Raw genomic sequence first — 18,972 nt, 5'->3', positions numbered from 1 at the left:
GCGCGGGCGACTGGGGCGCGGCTGTGCCGACGGCCGGCGTCTCGCGCCGACGCCGGGGCGGGCGCCGTGGCGCAGCCTCCTTCGGCACGCCGACGTAGATCGGCTTGCCGCCATTGTGGTGGATGCGCTCGAGCCACGAGGCCTTGGAGAACATCAAGCCCTTGTGGCGTAGCCAGTCGATGATGTCGTTGCGGTGCGCCAGCCCCGCCGCCGAGATCGCGGCCATCCACTCGTCAAGGTCGCGTCCGGTGTTCTCCTTCAAGCCGTCGATGAAGGCGCGCTCTTTCTCGCCGAAGTCGGTGGCCATCGCGCGTTCCCCGCGTCCCCTCAGATCCAACGGCGCGACTTCGCCTTGTAGTCGAGATACGCCTGCCCGAACTTGCGTTCGAGGTGGCGCTCCTCGGGCAGGATGGCAAGCCAGGTGACGAGCGCCGCGAAAAGCGCCGCCGCGACCACGAGCCAGACATTCTTGGTCAGCTCGGCGGCGCCCAGGAGGATCATCGCGTCGGCAAGATAGATCGGGTTGCGGAAGCGGCGGTAGGGTCCGCTGGTGACGAGGCTCGTAGCGCCCGCGTCTGGTAGCACCGTCGTGCCGTGGCGGCGCAGCGTTAAGATCGCCCAGATGAGCAGTGCGATGCCGGCGACGCCGATGCCGCGGCCGATGAGGCGCGCCGCCGTGTCGTCGAGCCCCGGCCACGTAAGCGGCGCCAGGTAGCCGAGGGCGATCGCCGGCACGATGACGGCGACGAGAAGAATCGGCGGCCAGGGCACTTGGCTCGGCCGCTCGGCGATATCGAAGCTGGTGTTGGAATCCTCAGCCGGCATGGCACGTCCGATGGCGTCTACGTCTACACCCGACGTTTACACCACAAACGAGTCGCGCCGCTAATCGGCGCTAGTTCACCCTCGGCTTGTCGCGCGGCGTCGGGGTGACGTCGGCCGTCGCCGCCAGCTCGGCCGCAAGATCGAAGGTCTTGCACTGCTTATTGGCCAGTTGCCGGTTGTAAGCCTCGAGTACGGCGAGGTCCTTGCGGTACTGGGCATCGGGATCGAGGCCCTCCTTGGTGCCGCCGAAGACAGGGGTGGCCAGCGACTGCATTCCCCGCGCGGCGATCGACGCCTTCTTGTTCGAATCATAGCCGCGCACCTGCAGGATGCGGATCTGCATCAGGCCGGTGAGCTTGCGGCAGTCGTATTTCAGCTCTTCCTCGGAGAGCTGGTAGCCGGCGGTCGGCAGCGCCCCGGTCACCACGCCACCGTCCGAGGGGGGCGGTAGGTCATTGACGAGATTGGGCTTGGTCTCGACCGGCGCTCCCGCGCAGCCGCACACCAAGGCGCTCGCCAGAGCCGCGCATATCAGAACCCGCCATCGGCGCATCGTCTTCTCACCCAGCCGCTGCGGCTAACGAGCCTTGAAACGGGGCGGATTGAAGGCGCCCCGTCGCCGCGCCGGGCCGCGACACAACGCTTTTGCGCACGTGTTGCCTGGAGGAGCCGGGCGCGGTTCAATGGCCGGGCGACCGCGCTGGAGCAAAAGCGCGGGGGAAAGGGTATATGCACATCAACAGGACCGTCGTCCTCTGCGCGGCGCTCATCGCTTTCATGGCGGGTGCCGGGCGCGCCGAGAACGAGCCGACGGGTTACGCCTGCACCTTCGATATGGGCACGGCGTGGACCTTCGAAGACGGCGCTTTCGAGAGCAAGGCGCCTGAGCCCATCAGCCTCACCATCGCCGACATCGACCTCGAGCGCCAGACGGCGCAGCTCGTCCCCGAGGCGGGCAAGGTTCCCGGCGCGCTCAAGATCGTGCGTGCCATCAACGCCAACCACTTTCTCGAGGTCGTCAACGAGGGATTCCTCAATCTGACGACGATCTACGACAAGGATGCCGCGAGCGGCGCCTATCCCGCCGTGCATTCGCGCCACTTCGGGGTGCTCGGCCAGCCGGTCGTCGCCCAATACGCCGGGACCTGCACGGCGAAGTAGCGGCACGAGGCTGTGGATGCGCGCCGTTGTGATTGGCGGCGCGCGGCCGACGGGTTCATCCTGGCGCCGCCGGGGTCGAGCGGAGAAGGGAAGTGGCGCTGCACCTCATCAAGCTGTGCGTCGGGGTCGACAGCATCGAGGAGCTGGCCGACTGGCAGCGCTCGCGCCTCGCCGAGCAGAAGCAAGCCGGAAGAGCGCCGCGCATCTCGCACACCACGTTCCAGACCCCCAAGCGCGAGGCTGAGCTGCTCGATGGCGGCTCGCTCTATTGGGTGATCAAGGGCAGCGTGCAGGTGCGCCAGAAGCTGATTGGCTTCGAGGACGGCAAGAAGTCCGACGGTCGGCCGGCGTGCAGGATCCTGCTCGATCCGGCGCTGGTTCCCGTACGCCCGGTGCCACGGCGCGCGTTCCAGGGCTGGCGCTATCTCGAGGCGGCCGACGCACCGCCCGACCTCGGCCGCGGCGACAAGGGCATCGCCGATCTGCCGGCGAAGCTGCGCCGCGAGCTCGCCGAGCTCGGTTTGCTCTAAGTCATGAACTCATAAATCCGCTGCCATACGTGGATGGAGGCAAGCGGGACTGGAACAGCAGCCGCTTCATGGCCGGCTAGCAAAGCGCGGCTAGGGGCGGTAGCGGTCACTATTCGACGATGAATGTGGTGCGGTCTACGCCCGTGTTGCCGTTCGCCGGATCATGAGCGTAAACGAGAACGTCATAGGTTCCTGCAACCTCGACAGCCACGCTCGCCACAAACTGGCTCGTCTCGCCGGCATAGCGCATTGGAAGGCGTGCCACCGGGTTTCCGTCTCGGCGCACGATCGCCTGCACCTCGTATTTGTCGGCATCCCAAAGACCAGCCGGCTCGATTGGGCAGCCGCACATCATCAGTACATTGGCGCGCACATCGACTTTGCCCGCGCCTTTCAGCTTGATGTGGGCCGGGGGTGACAGCACATCCACGACGAAGCCCGGCAGCTCGAGTACCCAGCCATCGCCGCCCGCATGGCCGCGGCCGGGGATCACCCACTGGCTGGATAAGACGCGGTGCGCTGCCTGCAGCTGCGCCAGAGGGCCGTAGGCCTCAACTTCGATGAGGCGGGGCTCCGCTAGGGCAAGGGTAACCGCGAACTTGGCAGATGATGGATCTGACAGTTGAGTGCGGCGACCTCCGCCCTCGTGCATGAGACGCTTGGTATCGCCGGTCCCACCCTGCGTAATTCCGGTGGCGAGTACTTCACCCGTTTGGGCATCGCGCAACGTTACCCGCATCCCGCCCATACTGGTGCCGATGAATTTGGCGTCCTTGCTGAGCACGCGCACGATGATATCGGTAGGCTCGGCGACGGCACTTGTGGCAAGTGCTACCAGGCCTCCAATGCATGCCAGCGTAGTGGGGATGAAACGCATGTGCCTGCTCCGCTTCGTTTGCGCCGCATCGTCTGCGCCGCGTCTCGATGCTCATTTCCGTTTCTGAGTGACCGTAAAGGCACCGCGCAGTTCGCCGGGGTCAAATCCAGTCGCCTGATCGTCGGGATATAGGCGTTGGATCTCCGCCTTGAGGGCAGGCTCCAGATTTGAGCCATGACAGGTCAAGCAAGGCTCTGCCGCGGTAGGGATCGCTTTCATGTAGCGAAACACGCTCTCGCCGTTCTGCGTGACCGTTTCGGTATGCTCGAGACTCGCGGGGTCTGCCCCAGCATTGATCTTGCGTACGAAATCCTCGAGCACCCGACGCTCGAACGCGTCGGGGGCATTGGCCGGATTGCGCACCTTCAGTGCCGTGCGCCCCACTTTGACAGCGTGGGCCTGTGACTGATCCTCGGCGATCGCCGGCGCAATGCTGCGGCAGACACCCACTGCCGCAACGGGGCCGCCGGCCTTGATCGCGGCGACCAGCTGCGCCTTCAGAGTTTCGCCTAGTCCTTTTGCGGCGGCACGCGCGGCTGCAAGCGAGGACGCATCGGCTGGGGTGGCATCTTGCGCGCGCGCAGCCGGGCCCGGCATCCCGAGCAGCAAAAACAGCAGCACGAACCAAATCCCCAGCTGTCGGCCCGACCGACTGACGGCGTGTTGCCCGTTAACGGGGCGCATGATCTGGCGCAAGGCGCTGGCCGCCAGGCGTGCCGATATTGCGGGGGAAATAGCGATGAAACCGGGGTTCATATTGACCTCCCACGGGCGCGAGGCTTGGACGCGGTGCAAAAGAGCTCATGCAGCAGCCCGATCAAGCGCGCGACGCGTGCATCCGCAAGGGAGTAGTAGATGCTCTGCGCGTCGCGCCGCGTGGCCACAAACTTTCCCTCACGCAGCTTGGCGAGGTGCTGCGAGAGCGCCGATTGGCTCAGCGGGACTACGGCCTCCAGCTCGGATACCGAGCGTTCCCCGTCCGTCAGCTCGCACAAGATCAGCAGACGATGCGGATTGGCAAGCGCGCGCAGAAGCTCGGCGGCGTCGTCGCAGTTTGCTTCCAGCTCTTGAATATTCATCGCACCTAATTTAGCTATGCCTAATATAAAGGTCAAGACACGATGGGCAACCGGCATGCTGACATGGAGTTCCAGATGACGGCCGACGGCCTAAAGGCATTGCTTCTGGCAGGCCACATCATCGGCTTGAGTGCTAGTGCCTATGGCGCCGAACAGCCATCCAACCCCCCGCGCTTCGAAGTGAAGCTGCAGGAGGTCGACGATCTCAAGTCCGTCTACGCCACAGTGCGCAGCCGCGACCTGATCGAGGCCCGCGTCCGTACGCCTGGCACCATCGCTACGCTGAAGGTGGACGAAGGCGATTCCGTCAAGCAGGGCGAGGTCCTGGCCCTCGTCGGCGACCCCAAGATTGCCCTGCGCATCAAGGCGCTCGACGCGCGCATGGTGGCGCTCGAGTCGCGCCTCGAGACGAGCGATGCCGAACTCAAGCGCGCGCTGACACTGAAGGAGAAAGGTGTCGCCTCGCAGGCACGCGTCGATCTGGCGCAAACCGCCTACGACGTGGCTCTCAACGAGCTAAGGTCGGCGCGTGCGGAGCGCTCCGTCGTCGAGACAGAGATCGAGGAAGGGCAGGTGCTGGCTCCCGCCTCGGGTCGCGTGCTCAAGGTGCCTTTCACGGAAGGGAGCGTTGTGCTGGCGGGTGAAGGCATCGCCACGATCGCCGCCAAGGGATATCTCCTGCGCCTCGAGCTCCCTGAGCGACACGCGCGCTTCATCAAGGTTGGCGATCCGATACGCGTTGGTGCGCGTGGGCCTGGCCCGGAAGAGGCCTCGCTTGCGACGGGGCGCATCTCGCAAGTGTATCCCGAGCTGAAGAACGGCCGCGTCATAGCCGATGCGGAGGTCCCGGACCTCGGCACCTATTTCGTCGGCGAACGACTGTTGGTGTGGATCTCGGCCGGCAAGCGCCAGACCTTCATCGTGCCGCGCTCCTACCTCTTCAAGCGTTACGGCCTCGACTACGTGCGGCTCTGGGGAAGCGATGGCGCGCCTGCGGACATCGTGGTGCAGACTGGCCGTAACACCAGAGATGCGAGTGGGCAGGAGATGACAGAGCTGCTCGCCGGCGTTAGGGCCGGTGACCGACTGGTGAGCCCATGAACTCCCCCGCACGGCTCGGCGTCTCCGGCTTCCTCACGCGCTCGTTCATCCAGTCGCCGCTCACCCCGCTCGTTCTTCTTGCCGGCCTGGCGCTCGGCTTGATCGCGCTCATGGCCCTGCCGCGGGAGGAGGAACCGCAGATCTCCGTCCCCATGGTCGATATCTTCGTCACCGCCGACGGCCTCAAGGCGGAGGATGCGGTCAAGCTCGTCACCGAGCCACTTGAAACCATCGTCAAGGCCATCAACGGCGTGGAGCACGTTTACTCGAACACCGAGGACGACCGCGTCGTCGTTACGGCCCGATTCCTCGTCGGCACCTCTGCCGACGACGCGATCCTGCGTGTGCACGAGAAGGTGCGCGCCAACTACGACAGAATTCCGCTCGGCATTCCCGAGCCGCTGATCGTCGGGCGAGGTATCGACGACGTCGCCATCGTGACGTTGACCCTGGCCCCCATGCCCGGCATCGACAGCTACCAGGACAATGCGCTTTATCATATGGCCGAAAACCTGCAGGTCGAGCTCGCCAAGCTGGACGACATTGGGCTCACCTACATCGTCGGTGGACGTCCCGACCAAATCCGCGTCGAGCCTATGCCGGAGCGCCTCTCGCTCTACGGGGTCACGCTCACGCAGCTCGTGGGCAAGGTGAAGGAGGCCAACCGCTCGTTTCTTGCGGGGCGTATACGCGAGCGCAACGCGAGCATTCCCGTTGTCGCGGGGCAGACCCTGCAGGGCGTTCCCGACATAGGCTTGCTGTTGCTCACCACGCGGGATGAACGCCCGGTGTATGTGCGCGATGTCGCCAACGTCGTGGTTGGCGCCAAGCCGCTCGATCGCCGAGCCTGGCACTACACCAAGGCGGCCGCCGGGCGGCTGCACCGCACTCCTGCCGTTACCGTTGCGCTCGCCAAACGGGCCGGGGCCAACGCGGTCGTCGTTTCGGAGCAGATCGTCGAGCGCTTGCGTGAGCTGCAAGGCGACCTGGTGCCCAACGACGTCGCGGTGACCATCACCCGCAACTATGGGGAGACGGCCGACGAAAAAGCCAATGAGCTCTTGTTCCATCTCGGCTTGGCGACGCTTTCCATCGTCGTGCTCGTCGGCGTAGCGATCGGCTGGCGCGAGGGCATCGTTGTGCTCGTCGTTATTCCGACGACGATCCTGCTCACGCTGTTCGCCTCCTGGCTTCTCGGCTATACCATCAACCGGGTGAGCCTTTTCGCGCTGATCTTCTCGATCGGCATCCTCGTGGACGACGCCATCGTCGTCATCGAGAACATCGCCCGTCACTGGGCCATGAGCGACGGTCGCAGCCGCGTGGCGGCTGCCATAGATGCCGTCGCCGAGGTAGGCAACCCGACGATATTCGCCACGCTCACCGTCGTCGCCGCGCTGCTGCCCATGCTGTTCGTGTCCGGGCTCATGGGGCCTTATATGAGCCCCATCCCGGCCAACGCATCCGCGGCCATGGTGCTGTCTTTCTTCGTGGCGGTGATCATCACGCCGTGGCTGATGCTTCGCATCGGGGGTGGCGGCGGGGCACATCCTGCCGCCCCGCAAGGTGGGTGGCTGGCGCGCACCTACGTCGCCACTGCGCGTCCAATCATCGCCCGGCGCCGCACCGCGCTCACGTTTCTCATCCTCGTCGGCATAGCGACGCTTTTGTCGCTCGGTTTGTTCGCCACCAAGTCCGTCTCTGTTAAGCTGTTGCCCTTCGACGACAAGTCAGAGTTGCAGGTGGTCATCGACTTGCCGCGCGGATCCAGTCTCGAGGAGACGGATCGCGTGCTCGATGCAGCCGCCGGCCGGATGGCCGACCTTGAGGAGCTGAGCTCAATCCAGGCTTACGCCGGCACGGCGGCGCCTTTCAACTTCAATGGCCTCGTCCGCCACTACTATTTGCGCAGTGAGCCGCAACAGGGCGATCTGCAGGTCAACTTCGCGCCTAAAGCTGAGCGCAGCAGAACGAGCCACGAGATTGCGCTCGACGTGCGCCGACGTCTCAAGGGACTGTCAGCGCCCGAGGGAACGGCGGTCAGCGTTGTCGAGGTGCCGCCGGGGCCGCCTGTCATTGCCACGCTGCTGGCCGAGATCTACGGCGCCGACGCGGAGCAGCGCCGCGCGGTGGCGCGCAAGGTGCGCGAGATCTTCCGGTCCGTGCCGTTTATCGTCGACGATGATGTCAGCTTCCGGCAGCGCGCTCCGCGGCAACGCTTCGTCATCGATCAGGACAATCTCGAGTTTCACAAGGTCGAGCAGAGCGACGTCTACGACACCATCGCCGCCTATCTCGGCCGCACGCCGGTAGGCTACTCGCACAAGGGGGGTGGTCGGCATCCGGTGGAGATCGCTGTCGAGCTGCCGAAGAAGGACCTCTCCCTCACGGAAGCGACCCTGTCGACCCCGGTGCCTGCGAATGCGCTGCCGGGAGAACGCGGGGCGGTCGAACTCGGCGACGTCGTGAAGCTCGAGCGGGAGGAGGCCTCGTATCCAATCTTTCGCCACAACGGGCGCGCCGCCGAGATGGTGACGGCAGAGCTCGCCGGCGAGTTCGAGGCGCCGATCTACGGCATGCTGGCAGTCGCCGATCTTATCGACGAGACGGACTGGGGTGCGCTGCCGAAGCCGCAGGTGCGTCTGCACGGCCAGCCCATCAGCGAGCAAGAGCCTGTTCTCCTGTGGGACGGCGAGTGGGAGGTGACGTACGTCACCTTCCGCGACATGGGCGCCGCGTTCGCCTTGGCGCTGCTCGGCATCTACGTGCTGGTCGTCGCGCAATTCCGCTCGTTCACGCTACCGCTCGTTATCCTCACGCCCGTGCCCCTCACCCTCATCGGCATCATGCTCGGGCATTGGCTGTTCGGCGCGCCGTTCTCGGCAACGTCAATGATCGGCTTCATCGCCCTCGCCGGCATTATCGTACGCAACTCGATTTTGCTCGTCGACTTCATCCGCGACCGCCGTACGACCGGTGCGCCGCTGCGAGAGGTGTTGTTGGAGGCGGGCGCCATTCGCTTCAAGCCGATACTGCTTACGGCACTGGCGGCAATGATCGGAGCTGCGGTGATCCTGACCGATCCCATTTTCCAGGGGCTGGCCATTTCCCTGTTGTTCGGCCTTGCCTCGTCAACGCTGCTCACCGTGCTCGTCATCCCGGCGATCTACGTCGTGCTGCGTGACGATGGACGCTCGCTGGCAGGTTCCGGAGCTTAGGAGGGGGCTCCTCTCTGGATCGCGTCGCCGGTATCCGCGACGATCGCCGCGTCCGGCATTGGGCGCGTCTTGCCAAGCGCCGCCATCAGCGCGAGCGTCGCTGTCGGCGCCCCTTCTTTTTTGCGCACACGCAACTTGGAAACTGCGGCGCCGGCGTCACAGAATCATGCGCTTAATCACCGGCGGCGGCGCGCGAATCGGCTAACGTCAATCGAATCAATGCGTTATCGCGGACGAACGTTCAATTTAGCGGAGATGGCTTCTGACTCGGAGGTCGACTGCAACCGGGTGTGCCCGACTGCTCGCCGTCATCTTAGCCGGCGCGCCCTCGGCCACGGCGGCAGATCTCGGCAGCGCGTGCTGTGCCGACCTCGACGCGCGCATTGCCAAGCTCGAGGAGATGGTGGCCCACCGGGGCAACGATAAGGTCAGCCTCGAAGTCTATGGCCTCGTCAATCAGGCGCTCCTCGGCTGGTACGACGGCAAGGAGGCCGACGTCTACGAGGTCACCAACGACAACCAGCGCACGCGCATCGGCTTCAAGGGCAAGGCCAAGATCGGCAAGGCCTGGGAGGCCGGTTACCGGATCGAGGTCGGCATCCGCTCGGCGAATTCCAAGCGCGTCAACCAGCTCAATTTCAAGGGCGATGACAACCCCGATGATGTCGGCTTCGATCTGCGCGATGCCTATTGGTACCTGAAGGAAAAGCACCGAGGCGCCGTGATTGTCGGCATCACCAACGCCGCCATCGACAAGATCACCGAGATCAATCTCACCCAGACGGAATCCTTCGCCAAGTACTCGGACGTCGAGGACACCGGCCTCGGCATGCTGTTGCGCTCGGCCGTCAACGGCCGCCTCACCGACAGCGGAATCTCCTGGCGCCGGCTCATCGGCGACAGCGGCGATCAGCCGGGCGAGGGCGAGCGGGGCTTCAACATCGTCAAATACGAATCACCGGCCCTGCACGGCTTCTTTCTCTCGGCCTCGCTGGGAGCGGCCGAGTTCTGGGACGTGGCGCTGCGCTACAAGGGAGAGTTCGGGGACTTCAAGCTCGAAGCGGGGGTGGGCTACCTCGAGCTGCTCGAGGGGGCGCAAATCACTGTGTGCGCCGCCGCGCAAGATGATGAAGTCTTGTTCGGGGGCATTATCGAGCAGGAAACCAGCGACTGCCGCAGCTACGGCGGGTCGTTCAGCGTTCTACACGAGAAGAGTGGGCTGTTCCTCAACTTCGGCACCGGCCTCAAGGTGGACGACTTCATTCGCGACACGACGCGCTTCTCGGGCACCGACGTCGACGAGGAGCAATTCTTCTGGGCGGCTCAGGGCGGCATCGAGAAGAAGTTCTTCGACCTCGGCAAGACCACCATCTATGGCGAGTACTATAACTACGACGGCGGCGGCGGCACTCGGCGTACGGTGCGGGCTGGCGATGCGCTCAATCCCACCGGCGTCGGCAATTGGGCCGAGTGGTACACCGATGTCGACTTGTGGGGCGTGGGGCTTGCGCAAGGCATCGATAGGGCCGCGATGCTCCTCTATCTTTCCTATCGCCACGTCGAGGGCGAGCTTCAGCTGCGCCAGCTCAACGGCGCGGTGGCCAACGGCCCCATCGCGGATGCCCCGATCGATGATCTCGACCTGCTAATGACGGGTGCAATGATAAAGTTCTGACGCGGTTTTGCCGCCCAGCGGCAAGGGCGAATGCCGAAGGCATATGGATTGGCGCGCGCCGGATTGAGCAACGCCAGAGCTATTTGCACGGCCGGGCTTCTACCATGCAGCTCCAGCCGCTTGCCGAGCGCTCGCACTTCATCGATTTGCTGTGCGCGCGCGAATAACGCGCCCAATCGCTGCCGTACTCAAGATCGACGAAGCTGGCCCATGACTTGACGGCGCTGATCTTGGCCGCGCGCTCGCTCGCCGCTCCTGCGCTGCTGCCGTAGTGGTAGTGGTCGAGGAAGCAGAGCCGGCCGCCCTCGCGCCGCATGGCATGTACCCCCGCAAGCCCTGTCTCATCGGCTAGCACTGGACAAGTGATAAGCGTGATCGCAACGACAGCGACGGTGCGCGAAAGAATTGTGGGCATCCCCGACATCCCCTTAGATCAGATTTCCGAGGTGCCGAGGTGGCAGATTCCGTCACGTCGTCGGATGACCAAGATCAAGTAGGGGCAAATGGTCCCAAGTTGCGGCAAGAAAGCCACGCTCGCGCGATGGATGGATGGCGCGCCGCCGGCGCGCCATCACCAGTGGATCTAGTAAGGTATGTCCACCTTCTTGCAGTTGGGGAAGATGCCGGTCGTCCCCGCAGGGCATTTGAGCTGCAGAATCGGCTTGCAGTTCGGCGGCGTGCCGATGGTACCCGCAGGGCATTTCGGAGTGATGATCGTCCGGCAGTTCGGCGGCGTCCCGACCGTGCCTATCGGGCACTTGGGCTTATCGAGCGGCTTGCAGTTGGGCGGCGTGCCGGTGAAGCCCGCCGGGCAGCGCGGCGTCTCGATCGCCTTGCAGTTGGGCCACGTGCCGGTTGTACCGTTCGGGCAGACCTTCTTCGGTGGCTCGACGCAGCGCTTGCCGGTCCAGATCCAGCCCTTCTTGCGGCACTCCTCGGCTGGGTCTGGCGGCGTGACGCAGCGCTTGCCGTCCCAGATCTTGCCTTGCTTGCGGCACTCCTCGGCCGGATTGGTCGGCTTCACGCAGCGACCATTCTTGTCGCGCTCGTAGCCGCGCTTGCACACGCACTGACCCTTGTCGTTGCGATACTCGTTGGGGCCGGGCTGGCACAGCGGCTCTTCTTCCTGCACGCAACGACCTTTGCTGTCGCGCTCGTAACCGCGCTTGCACACGCACCGACCCTTGTCGTTGCTATACTCGTTGAGGCCGGGCTGGCACAGCGGCTCTTCTTCCTGCACGCAACGACCTTTGCTGTCGCGCTCGTAGCCGCGCTTGCACACGCACTGACCCTTGTCGTTGCGATACTCGTTGGGGCCGGGCTGGCACAGCGGCTCTTCTTCCTGCACGCAACGACCTTTGCTGTCGCGCTCGTAACCGCGCTTGCACACGCATCGCCCGCTATCAGTACGAATTTCGTTCGGGCCCGGCTCGCACGTCGGCGCCGTATCCAGGCAGCGGCCGTTCTTGGGAACCGGCGTGCCGTCCGGGCACAGCTCCGGCTCGGCAATGATGCGCACGCAGCCGCGCTTTTCGTCACGCATGTAACCCGTCTTGCAGACGCAGGCGCCGCTTTCAGAGCGCATCTCGTTGGTGCCAGGCTCACACTGCGGCCGAACTGGCTTCTCGCAGCGCTTGCCGGGGATTTTCGCGATCGCCGCGGCAAGGTCGTCGCCGGCGACGTTGTTGTAGCGCGTGCCGGCCACCGGGAAGATGTTGGCGGCCCGGTTCTTCAGCTCGCACTGCGGCCCATCGGGCACGTGAGCCGTGACGTTGAGCTCGAAGCTCTGGCCTTTCTCCATGTCGACGTGCGGTTTCGTGCACTGGAAGGCGGTGCCGCCGCCCAAGCAGCTCCAGTCCGCCGAGAACGACACCGACGTTGGCGCAAAACCGAGCTGCTCGTCGAGCTTCAGCGGGCCGTGATAGGGGTCGGGCCCGGTGTTGGTCACGGTGACGGTGTAGTCGCAGCGGAAGCCGTCGCCCGAAGCGACGCAATCGCCCTTCGAGACCTTGGTGGTCTTCATGTTGGTGGGATCGCAGGTGACCTGCAGCACGCCGAAGATGTCCACCCACGCCAGGAAGGCATCGGCGAACGCGGTGTCGGAGTCATCGCCCGCATCGAAGTTGGCATCTGTGCCGCCCGCCGGGGCAACGATCGCCGCCGTGTTGGGCAGCGTGCAGCCGCCGGCCTCCAGCGGCGCGAGCGGGATGCTGACCTGCAGCGGCAGCGAAAGTGAATCGCCGGCCGCGATATTGACCGCGGCAAGCGTGTTGCAGGCATAGGCCGGCGGGCCACCGGCACAGGCCCAGGCGGGATCGGCCACGGTCAGCGTAGCGGCTGCGGGAACCGTTTCATTGAGGTTCAGGACGCCGGTGTAGGGGGACGGCCCATCGTTGATGACGCTGATCTCGTAGTCGCAGAGAATGATATCGCCCGGCGCCTTGGTGCACTTGCCGGCGTTGAGCGCGGTCTTGGTCAGGCGCAGATTGCTCAGTGGTGGCGGAGCGCCAACGGGCACCCAGGCGCAGCTGATGCTGCTGTTGCCGGGTGCTGCCGGAGGAAGCGCCGGCGGCGCGACGCCGGGTGCTGAGACGGCGATGCAGTTGCGCGCCCAGTACCCTGGCGCGGGAGCTGCGGGCATCGTCGCAGTGATGGTGAAGACCTGCGATGCGCCTGCGGCCAGCGCCAGCGGTGCGGTGCACGAAAACGGCACGGCGGCGGGGGCGGGAGCGCAGCCAAGCGGCGGCGCCATGGCAATCGGCGCCGGCAGCGCAACGGCCGGGCCCATGAACATGCTGTCGCTCAACACGACATCGCCGGAGAACGGCAGTGTCCCGCCGTTGGTGACGGTGACGCTGAACGTACAGTCGCCGCCGAGCGCACACGCCGCGGGCGCGGACTTGACGATGGTGAGTTGCGTTCCGCCCTCGGCACAGGCTTCGCCGTACCAGGGTGCGCCCAGCACCGCGCAGTTGCGGAAGCCGTGATTGCCGGCGAGCAGCAGCGGGCCGGTATCGATGGCGACGTCGATGAAATGGGTGGTGCCCGGCGGCAATAGCTCCGGTGCCAGGGTGCACGAGAGATTCGCCGTCGGTATCGGCGAGCAGATCCACTGCGGGATGTCGGGGGCGACGGCATTGATCGTCACCGCGCCGCCGGCGCCGGGGCCGGCAAGGATCGTCGCCGCATCCCAGACGGTGACCGGCGACTCCGGCAACGCGCTGCCGCTATTGGTGACGGTGATGCGACACGGGATCGGGCCGCCGAACGGGGCCGGCATGCACACCTTGTCGATCCAAACGCCGCTGTGCGGCAGCGGGACAGGTGGAATGCTGACCGGTGGCGACGGCTCGGCCGTGGTTACCTCATCGCAAGGGGCATAGATGGCGATGCCGCCGACGCGGCTGTAGAAGTCGGCGTCCTCGAACTGGCCGTCGTTGTCGACGAACCACGTCTCATACGGCGGCTCGTTGGCGGGGCGGACGTTCCCCTTGCCGGTTGCCTGCAGGCCATGCACAACGCGCGCCCCGCCCTTGTAGTCGCGCTCTTTGTCCTCGCCTTCACGCAGGTGCTCGCCCGTGCTCCACAGCGTCTCGCGGCACTTGCCATAGTCGATGTGGCCGTCGGCGTCGTAGCCGTAGCTCAGCGCGATGCCGCCGAGCGTAGATCGATGCGGCAGCTTGAGGCCGACAGCGAACTCGCCGACCTCCTCTGCCCAATCTCCATTCGCATCGCGCGCGTAGCGCCTCACGACCGGCTTCTCCTGCTTGGCGAAGATCGAGTAGTCGTAGCTGCCGGTGAGGCCGCCGCGCTGCGACAGGTAGAGGTGGTCGGGGCCATCGAACAGAATGTCAGTGACGAAGTTGTCGCCCGTGGTGTCCTTGACATCGAACTCGGGGCGCGCATCGTCGGCGAAGCTGCCGTCGGAGTTGAGACCGACGGACCAGATCTGCAGCGGCTTGGCGACCGAGTAATAGACGCGACCGCCTTCGACAGTGACCGCGAAGACGCGGCGACGCGCGTCGGCGAAGCCCCAGGTGGACGGCTCCTCGACGTTGAACTCGGCGCGCTCGATGCCCATGCGCCGCGCGGCGTCGTAGGGGATGGTTTCCAATCCGGCCTTGGAGCGACCTGCGGTGCCGTGATCGAAGCTGCCCCGATCGCTGCCGTCGAGGCCGAGGCGATGAATGAGGCCGAACTCGAGATCGGTGACGAAGAGCTGATCGGAGACGGGGTCGTAGGCGATGTTGCCGAGACCTGGGCCGGCGTTGTCCTTGCCGTCGTGTCCGAGATTGGCGAAGAGCGACGCGGCGCCGGTGACGCCGTCGATCTTCCACACCGAGCCGGGGCCGCCGCCCTTCGGCAATCCGAACTGGCCGGGCATCCAGCGCGCGCCGCGCTCGCCGTTGACGAGCCGCGTTCCTTCTTTTGAGACGATCTGCAGGCCGAACAGCGACGTTGACGTCACGTACATGTTGGGAGAGCGATTGGCCGTGTCGCTGTCGAAGGCGACGCCGAACACCTGACCAATTTCGCCTGCTGTGGCTTGGAAGGTGGACGGCGCGTTGGCCAGCGCGCCTGTCGGTGGTCCGCCGAGTTGCGTCACGTCGAACACGCGCAGCACCGCGCCGCCAGTGTCGATGAAGGTGACGTCGGTGGGCGACACGTCTGTGGGAACCTTGCCCCACACCTTGGCGCCGGAAAAGCCAGTGACGGCGGCGTCGCCGCGCTTCACGATGGCGTCGGCAGCGATAGAAGGAAGATTGAGCGTCGTGCAAGCGAGAATGGAAAGCAGCGCGACGTTGAGATGACGGATCATGAGCAAGTTTTTCCAGCGAAAAGCATCATGGTAATTCATTGGGCGCCCCTGAGCGGATGGGGACAGACAAGCTTGCCAATATCGCCGAGCGTGATCGTGTGCGTTGTTACCTAGGATACAGTTCGCCGCGGCAGGAGCCCGCTGCGCGGACGCATTCAGCGAAGCGCCAATTGGTGAACGGATCAATACGAATGCTGATGCTTAGCAGGCGAATTTGTACGAATGCCAATGATCATGCGCGCGACGTTCAGCGGCGTCGTCACCCCGCGGCGAGCGTGCTGACGCCCGCGCGTACGCCGGGGCAATCCGCTAGCCAGTCGCAGATACCGTCGGCCGTGGCTTTATAGACCGCGGCTCCGATGGCCTCGCCGATCGCCGTATGCTTGCCGGCGTACTGCGCCGCGTTCTCGCCCAGGGGTGCCGCGACGGCGATGCAATCTGTGCCTGTGCCGGTGACGGCGACACCGCTTCTACGAACGCCAGAATCCATCACGGCTGCGGTGCGCGCCTCGGTGGCGATGGAAACGGCTTCGATCAAGGCCCCGTCGGTCAGCGGCTGTCCTATGTGCACCAGTGTATTGATGGTGCCGGCGAGCGGCGGCGGCTGATGCAGCCGTGTGCCGACGCGCTCGCTATTTGACAGTCCAACGGTCGTCAAACATCGGGCATGGGCGCCTTCCGTGCCGATGTGCGCGAAGTGGTGTCGACGAATATCGCGCGAGGTGACGAGTGTGACGGCGTCGTCGAGGCCGGCGGCAGATGCCCTTCGCCTCACGACCTCGATGGCGTCGACACCGGGAGGAAGGTCGGCGTTGCGCACCTCGAGCCACGCCACGCGGCGCGCGGTCTCGATGCCCGGCCGCAGTATCGACCAACTGAGGATCCGCTGCGGTTGCGTGAAAGCAACGATCAGAACCGGCGGATTGAGCGCAATCGAAAACGGGTCGTCCATCCGCCTCTCGGTATGTGCCGTTGGAATGCAGAGTGTCCGTCTACGCCGCGCGGAAAAATGGACGCAGCGCCGTCCACATCGGTAGGGTCGGCCGGCAGATCGCGCAAGAACCTGATGCAGGAGGAACCCGGCCCTGCGTGTGGCCGTCAGGTATCGACCTGAACGATGCCCCGTTGCCGCACTCTTTTTTTCGCATTGACATAAGCAGCAACTTGCGGCGCTTATATGCGCGTGACGGTTTCGCCGCGCACGTCGCGCGGCGATGAAAATGGGAACTCGGTGAGACACGAATTGTGGTGTCGATGCCGAGGCTGCGCCCGCAACTGTAAGCGGCAAGTCCCTTCGACTACGCCACTGACGCCCTATGAGGGATGTCGGGAAGGCCGAAGAGGACGCCAGAGCCGCGAGCCAGGAGACCTGCCGTCACAAGTCGCCCATCCCCCGTGCGGGCCGCGCGGTGGAACGGAAAACCGTAGCGGCGACTGATGTGCAACCGAAGGGGAGCGACGTCAGGCATGTCATTCTACGGTGTCATTTTCCGGCACTGATCGTCAGAGATCGAAGCTCGTCGCAGCGTACCGGCGTGAGCCGGCCAGCGTTGCGCGCGCGCTGATCTCAAAGCGTAGTCATTAGAGTGCGTGTCGACGGGCTCTCCCGAAGCTCAGTTCTGCGTCACGGGGGGCTACCATGTATCTGCGTTTTTCGTCGCGTTCGTTCAGTAGAGCGGTTCGCTCGCGTATTACAGCTGTCACGGCCGCATCTGTCGCGGCAATGATCTCCGCCACAGGGGCACAGGCGCAATCGGCACCTGCTGCAGAGCAGGCAACCAGCGAGCTACCGGAGCTGGTAGTCGAGACATCGAAAAAGCCGAGGGCAGCAAAGAAAAAGCCGACGTCCGAGCCGCAGGCACCGGTGACGCAAGACACCAGCCCGGCCGCTGATCCCGAGGCACCGGTCGTGTTCTCGGCCAACAGGACACCCACCGACGCCGCCAAGGTCGGCTCCAGCGTCTCGGTCATCACCGAAAAAGACATCGACGCGCAGTCGAAGACATTTCTGCAAGATTATCTGCAGCAGGTGCCGGGCGTAAACGTCGTGACAACGGGCGGCGTCGGTAGTCAGACGACCTTCCGGATGCGCGGGCTCAACCAGAATTACATCAAGGTTCTGGTGGACGGCATGGACTTGAGCGATCCGTCCGGGACCCAAACCTCCACGCGCCTCGAGCATCTCATGGTGGGCGACACCGCTCAGATCGAGGTGCTCAAGGGCTCGCAGAGCACGCTTTATGGCGGTGACGCGGTCGCTGGCGTCATATCGCTCGATACGAAGTTCGCACGACAGCCTGGCCTGTTTCAGAGCGGTGGCGGCGAGTACGGCACGTACAATACTTGGCGGGGGGCCTATACCGCGGGGTACGCCGACGCAAATGGAAGCAACGTTGCGTTCACCGTGCAGAGCCTCGAGACCGACGGGTTCTCGGCGGCGCGTTTGGGGACGGAGGATGACGGCTATAAGAACCTCACCTTCTCGGGGCGCGGCGAATACAAGGTGTCGGATGAGGTCACGGTCTTCTTCGCGGCGCGCAGTCTCGACGCTCAGCTCGAGTACGACAGCTCCGGCGTCGACCGCGACAACGTCGTCGATACCGTGCAGCAGGCGGGGCGCGTGGGCGCCAACGTTTCCCTGCTCGGTGGCCGGTTCGTCAACACCTTCGCCATCCAGGGCATGCAGACGCAGCGCGATGCAGTCGAGCCGCCGTTCACGTCCTGGTTCGACGGCGATCGCATCAAGGGCGAATACCGCGGAACGTTCAGCTTCAATGAGCGGCTGGCGATCGTCAGCGGCGTCGATTGGGAGCAGCTTGGCTTTGAGAGCATGTTCGATGCCCGACAGAGTGTCGACATCACGAGCCCCTACGCGCAGCTCATCGTGGAGCCGATCGACGGCTTGGTTCTGACCGGTGGCGGGCGCATCGATAACCACTCGCTTTTCGGCGAATACGACACCCACAGGCTCACCGCGGCATATCTCGTGCCGAAGAGCGAGACGAAGTTTCATGCCAGCTACGGCACTGGCTTCCGCGCGCCGAGCCTTTACGAGCTCTACTCGTTCTCCGGGAACACGAACTTCGTTCCGGAGACGAGCGTAAGCTGGGATGTCGGTGTCGATCAGGGGTTCATGGGCAATCGCTACGGGGTGGGCGCCACGTACTTCCAGATCGATATCGACAACCTCATCACCTTCGATAACTTCAACTTCATCTATCAGCAGTTGCCGGGGACAACCCATAACGAAGGTGTCGAGCTCACGGCCTTCGCAAAGCTGACGCCGACGACGATCATCAGCGCCGGCTACACGTACACGGAATCGACGGAGCCCGACGGTACCCGGTCGGTACGCCTGCCGCGGCACAATCTGGCGCTGGGCTTCTCGGCGCGGCCGATCGACAAGACGAGCATCAACATCAACGGTCTCTACGTCGCCGACAGCATCGATGGCGTATTCGCGCCCTTCCCGGTGTTCGAGAAGCAAAAGGTCGATGACTTCTTTCTGCTCAGTGCCAAGGTGGGATACGAGGTTCTTCCCGGCGCCACCGCATACGTCCGCGGCGAGAACCTGCTCGATGAGGACTACGTCACCGCCATCGGCTACAACAATCCGGGCCTGACCGTGTTCGGTGGCGTGCAGTTCGCGCTACCGGCGAACTGATCGGCGAGGCTGAGTGTGCTTGG

The 18,972-nt window shown here is 64.7% G+C and carries 14 protein-coding genes, 1 pseudogene and 1 riboswitch; of the genes and pseudogenes, 6 read left to right on the top strand and 9 right to left on the bottom strand.

What is annotated here, in order from left to right; genetic code table 11:
- The 3 genes and pseudogenes from F9K20_RS15425 to F9K20_RS15415 form a co-directional block, all read right to left on the bottom strand.
- Window positions 1-307: pseudogene (locus F9K20_RS15425) on the bottom strand (hypothetical protein); the annotation flags it as partial.
- Window positions 308-327: 20 nt separating this feature from the next.
- Window positions 328-825, bottom strand: coding sequence for an isoprenylcysteine carboxylmethyltransferase family protein (locus F9K20_RS15420; protein WP_291003644.1), 498 nt, complete (start codon window positions 823-825; stop codon window positions 328-330).
- A 70-nt stretch (window positions 826-895) separates the two neighbouring features.
- Window positions 896-1,378 carry a hypothetical protein gene (locus F9K20_RS15415; protein WP_291003641.1) on the bottom strand — a complete coding sequence of 161 codons (483 nt, stop codon included), beginning with the start codon at window positions 1,376-1,378 and terminating at the stop codon, window positions 896-898.
- A 176-nt stretch (window positions 1,379-1,554) separates the two neighbouring features.
- Here F9K20_RS15415 and F9K20_RS15410 point away from each other — a divergent pair, with 176 nt between their 5' ends.
- Both F9K20_RS15410 and F9K20_RS15405 read left to right on the top strand, forming a co-directional pair.
- Window positions 1,555-1,986, top strand: coding sequence for a hypothetical protein (locus tag F9K20_RS15410; protein WP_291003638.1), 432 nt, complete (start codon window positions 1,555-1,557; stop codon window positions 1,984-1,986).
- Window positions 1,987-2,078: 92 nt separating this feature from the next.
- Window positions 2,079-2,516, top strand: a complete 438-nt coding sequence (locus F9K20_RS15405; RefSeq protein ID WP_291003636.1) for a DUF1489 domain-containing protein — start codon at window positions 2,079-2,081, stop codon at window positions 2,514-2,516.
- Window positions 2,517-2,625: 109 nt separating this feature from the next.
- Here F9K20_RS15405 and F9K20_RS15400 read toward each other — a convergent pair whose 3' ends face one another.
- The 3 genes from F9K20_RS15400 to F9K20_RS15390 are packed head-to-tail and all read right to left on the bottom strand — an operon-like array spanning window position 2,626 to window position 4,529.
- A complete protein-coding gene (locus F9K20_RS15400) occupies window positions 2,626-3,393 on the bottom strand; it encodes a hypothetical protein (RefSeq protein ID WP_291003634.1) in 768 nt (255 codons plus the stop codon).
- Window positions 3,394-3,444: 51 nt separating this feature from the next.
- A complete protein-coding gene (locus F9K20_RS15395; protein ID WP_291003631.1) occupies window positions 3,445-4,089 on the bottom strand; it encodes a DUF3365 domain-containing protein in 645 nt (214 codons plus the stop codon).
- A gap of 56 nt (window positions 4,090-4,145) precedes the next feature.
- The gene (locus tag F9K20_RS15390; protein WP_367115827.1) at window positions 4,146-4,529 is read right to left on the bottom strand and encodes an ArsR/SmtB family transcription factor; all 384 of its coding nucleotides are present in this window, start codon (window positions 4,527-4,529) and stop codon (window positions 4,146-4,148) included.
- Between the two features lie 18 nt (window positions 4,530-4,547).
- On the opposite strand from F9K20_RS15390, the gene F9K20_RS15385 reads away from it, so the two are divergent.
- From F9K20_RS15385 to F9K20_RS15375, 3 genes are all read left to right on the top strand, one after another.
- The gene (locus F9K20_RS15385; RefSeq protein ID WP_291003628.1) at window positions 4,548-5,573 is read left to right on the top strand and encodes an efflux RND transporter periplasmic adaptor subunit; all 1,026 of its coding nucleotides are present in this window, start codon (window positions 4,548-4,550) and stop codon (window positions 5,571-5,573) included.
- Window positions 5,570-8,791 carry an efflux RND transporter permease subunit gene (locus tag F9K20_RS15380; protein ID WP_291003625.1) on the top strand — a complete coding sequence of 1,074 codons (3,222 nt, stop codon included), beginning with the start codon at window positions 5,570-5,572 and terminating at the stop codon, window positions 8,789-8,791. The genes F9K20_RS15385 and F9K20_RS15380 overlap by 4 nt, the downstream gene beginning before the upstream one ends.
- 262 nt (window positions 8,792-9,053) lie before the next feature.
- The gene (locus F9K20_RS15375) at window positions 9,054-10,466 is read left to right on the top strand and encodes a porin (protein ID WP_367115829.1); all 1,413 of its coding nucleotides are present in this window, start codon (window positions 9,054-9,056) and stop codon (window positions 10,464-10,466) included.
- Between the two features lie 79 nt (window positions 10,467-10,545).
- Here the strand turns inward: F9K20_RS15375 and F9K20_RS15370 are convergent, their stop codons facing one another.
- From F9K20_RS15370 to F9K20_RS15360, 3 genes are all read right to left on the bottom strand, one after another.
- The gene (locus F9K20_RS15370) at window positions 10,546-10,881 is read right to left on the bottom strand and encodes a hypothetical protein (RefSeq protein ID WP_291003622.1); all 336 of its coding nucleotides are present in this window, start codon (window positions 10,879-10,881) and stop codon (window positions 10,546-10,548) included.
- Window positions 10,882-11,049: 168 nt separating this feature from the next.
- The gene (locus tag F9K20_RS15365) at window positions 11,050-15,285 is read right to left on the bottom strand and encodes a hypothetical protein (protein WP_291003619.1); all 4,236 of its coding nucleotides are present in this window, start codon (window positions 15,283-15,285) and stop codon (window positions 11,050-11,052) included.
- 259 nt (window positions 15,286-15,544) lie between these two features.
- Window positions 15,545-16,237 (bottom strand): adenosylcobinamide amidohydrolase, encoded by a 693-nt coding sequence (locus F9K20_RS15360; protein WP_291003616.1) that lies wholly within the window; start codon window positions 16,235-16,237, stop codon window positions 15,545-15,547.
- A gap of 218 nt (window positions 16,238-16,455) precedes the next feature.
- A riboswitch (cobalamin riboswitch) is annotated at window positions 16,456-16,677 on the top strand.
- Window positions 16,678-17,008: 331 nt separating this feature from the next.
- On the opposite strand from F9K20_RS15360, the gene F9K20_RS15355 reads away from it, so the two are divergent.
- Window positions 17,009-18,949 carry a TonB-dependent siderophore receptor gene (locus tag F9K20_RS15355; protein WP_291003614.1) on the top strand — a complete coding sequence of 647 codons (1,941 nt, stop codon included), beginning with the start codon at window positions 17,009-17,011 and terminating at the stop codon, window positions 18,947-18,949.
- Window positions 18,950-18,972: the final 23 nt, after the last annotated feature.

Source organism: Hyphomicrobium sp. (assembly GCF_009026145.1).
Lineage (GTDB): Bacteria > Pseudomonadota > Alphaproteobacteria > Rhizobiales > Hyphomicrobiaceae > Hyphomicrobium_A.
This window is presented reverse-complemented; position numbering and strand designations above follow the sequence as displayed.